Origin of the sequence: Trebonia sp. (assembly GCF_030042015.1) — a bacterium.
Taxonomy (GTDB): Bacteria; Actinomycetota; Actinomycetes; order Streptosporangiales; family Streptosporangiaceae; genus Trebonia.
Map to the genome: position 1 here is coordinate 1 of NZ_JASIAL010000143.1, position 2,995 is coordinate 2,995.

Below are 2,995 nucleotides of genomic sequence, written 5' to 3' on the forward strand. Positions count from 1 at the left end.
GGGGTACGGGCGGGCGCGGAGTTCGCCCGGCGGGCATCGGTGGGCCTCATCTCCACGCCATAAAAATTCTTCGCAATAACGCCTCTGACGCCGTCAGAGGCCGAGCTCGGCGGCGACGCGGCGGTGCGCCTCCCAGATCTCCTCGGGCAGGCCGCCGAACTGTGCCAGGTGCTGCTCCCGGAAGCCCATCTCCTGCCGCCACCGGGCCGTGTCGATCGTCAGCAGCTTGTCCAGGTCAGCTGGGTCGATCGACAAACCCTCCAGGTTGAGCTCGTCCTCGGCCGGCAGGATGCCCACCGGCGAGCGCACTCCCGTCACCAGGCCGTCGCGCAGCTGCATGAGCCACAGCAGCGCGCGCAGGTTCTCCCGGTAGCCCGGCCACAGGAAATGCCCGTCGGAGGCGTCCCGCTGGAACCAGTTGACGTGCGCGAAGATCGGCGGCTGCGCGCACTGGCCGATGATCGCGAGCCAGTGCGCCGCGTAGGCGCCCTCGGGATAGGACATGAACGGGCGCATCGACATCGGGTCGTAGCGCAGCTGGCCGTCCACGCCCTCGGCCGCGAAGGTGGCCTCGGCGCCCAGCGTCAGGCCGTCGTACACGCCCTCGGCCAGGTCGGTGATCGCGCGGATCAGCGGCTCGCGGTCCCGCGTACGGCCGCCGAAGATAATGCCGTCGATCGGCACGCCCCGCGGGTCTGCGTAGTCGCTTGCCACGTTCGGCACGTTGGCCAGCGTGGTCGTGAACCGGCTGTTCGGGTGCGCCCACGGGTCCCGTGCCTCCACCGCAGACCGGTCGGCGATCCGGTGGCCCTTCCAGTCCAGCCAGCCGTCAAGGTCAGCGGGCGGCACGGGAGTGCGGCCCTCCCACCAGACCTCGTGCGTCTTCTCGTTGTAGGCGACGTTGGTGAAGATCGCTCCGGTGCCCGGGGCGATCGAGTCCATCGCCGTCGGGTTGGTGGTCTCGTTGGTGTCCTTGGCGACACCGAAGACGCCGAACTCCGGGTTCATGCCGTACAGCCGGCCGTCCTTGCCCACCCATAGCCAGGCGATGTCATCACCGTAGAACTCGACGTGGTACCGCGAACCGAGTGCGTCCGGGGCCAGCGTCATCGCCAGGTTGGTCTTGCCCGAGGCGCTCGGGAAGCCGCCCGCGATGTGGTAGCGCTTGCCGGTCTGCTTGTCGATGATGCCCAGGAGCATGAACTGCTCGGCCAGGAACGCAGCAGATGCCCAGCCGTCGTAGCAGGCCTGGCGCAGGCCGTGCGCGATCTTGCCGAGCAGCGCGTTGCCCCCGTACGACGAGCCGAAGTGCAAGATCGTGCGCTCGTCGGCCACGGTGACGAAGTAGCGCTTGTCGTCCGGCGTTCCCTGCCCCAGGTTCTCCAGGTCGCCGGTCACGTGCACGGCGCGGACGAAGCTGCCGGCGTCCGCGAGGTTGTTGATGTAATCGACGCTCACCCGGGCCATGCGGTTCATGTGCAGGGCCACGCAGCGGTTGTCGGTCAGCTGGACGCCGGCGGCGTACCTTTCGAGCGGGGAGCCGGGAGCGGCCATGAGGTAGGGGATCACGTACATCGTCTTGCCCGCCGACGCGCCGCGCATGAGCCCGGTGAGCTTGGCCTTCATCTCCGCCGCGGGATGCCAGTTGTTGTAGACACCCTTGTCGGCCGGGTCGTTCGTGGCGACGATCGTGCGCTCCTCAGAGCGCGCCGTGTCCTTGTAGTAGCTGCGCGAGTAGTACAGGCCCTCACCCGCGGGGACGATCTCGACGGCGTCCAGGGACTCCTGGATCAGGCGCGCGTCGTCGGCGACGCTGACCACCTCGATGTTGTCCGGGCCGGTGACCTCGGCCCAGTAGCGCACGTACTCGCGCGCCTTCTCGTTCTTCAGCCCTGCGCCTTCAAGAACGGCGTCAACATCGGCCACGAACTCGGTCCTCTCCCCAGGAAGCTGCCGTCTACAGAAAACCTGCGATCCTTCATCTTGACAGGACTGCGCGCTCCAGTGGAGAGAGAGATCCGACACACTGATCCCGCGACAAGCGGCAGGGCCAGGCTTTTGTGGGTCCCGCCGGGGGACGAGGGTGATTCGCGGCGCATCACGAACGGCGTCGCCGGCCTCCCGGACGGCGACCTCGGCAACCGGGAATCGAGCGCTTTGGACAACTAATTCGCCTGATCGAAGACTTGGATGGAGGCGGAGACGGGAATCGAACCCGTGTACAGGGCTTTGCAGGCCCTTGCCTAAGCCACTCGGCCACTCCGCCACAGGGCGAGCTTCGCCGCCGGGCCGCGGGTGCGAGCTTCGCCGACGGCCAACGTGCCGCATAGCCGCATTAGCCGCGCCTCCGAGCGGACGACGGGATTCGAACCCGCGACCCTCACCTTGGCAAGGTGATGCTCTACCAACTGAGCCACGTCCGCACGCTCCGCCGGGTCTCTCCGGCGGACCCTCAGAACTGTAGCCGATCCTGCCGCGCACGCAAACTCCGAGCCCAGGCTTCGGACAAAAAGTCATTATCCCGAACGAACAGTGGCGACTCACCCCGCCACGCCTTCCCGCGGCACGTGGCCACGGCCGCCGGGGGAAACACCGGCGGGGTCATCCCGGCCCGTTACGGGGGCCCGGGCCGGGAAGCTCGCTGCGTTCTGCCAGTCAGGACGCCTGGCGGAGCAGGTCGTTCAACTCGGCCTCGACGTCCACGTGGTCGCTCTCCTTGCCCGCAGGGACGATCTGGTACGTCTTGCGGAGGAAGTCGGAGATCTCCTTGACCGGCGCCTCGAAGTGCGCCTGGCCGAACGGCGAAGACAGTTCGATGTTCAGGACGCTGCCGGGCGCGCCGCCCTCGGAGCCGGCCGACGGCCAGACCGTGACGTCGCCGAGGCCCTCGCGGGTCTCGATGCCCGTGGACAGCAGGTCACGCGCGAAGATCCACTCGACTGGCTCATCAAGCCCGACGTGGAACGCGATGCGGATCGCGTACGGATCCTCGCGA

The 2,995-nt window shown here is 67.9% G+C and carries 2 protein-coding genes and 2 tRNA genes; all 4 read right to left on the minus strand.

From position 1 onward, the window contains the following. Nucleotides 1–93 precede the first annotated feature (93 nt). Nucleotides 94–1,926 (minus strand): phosphoenolpyruvate carboxykinase (GTP), encoded by a 1,833-nt coding sequence (locus Q1N79_RS07315; protein WP_300605858.1) that lies wholly within the window; start codon nucleotides 1,924–1,926, stop codon nucleotides 94–96. Nucleotides 1,927–2,191: 265 nt separating this feature from the next. Then, nucleotides 2,192–2,266: transfer RNA gene (locus Q1N79_RS07320), tRNA-Cys, on the minus strand. A gap of 84 nt (nucleotides 2,267–2,350) precedes the next feature. Next, nucleotides 2,351–2,423 (minus strand) — tRNA-Gly (locus tag Q1N79_RS07325). A gap of 232 nt (nucleotides 2,424–2,655) precedes the next feature. Next, the coding region (locus Q1N79_RS07330) for an SsgA family sporulation/cell division regulator (RefSeq protein WP_300605859.1) at nucleotides 2,656–2,995 on the minus strand (340 nt) is incomplete at its 5' end.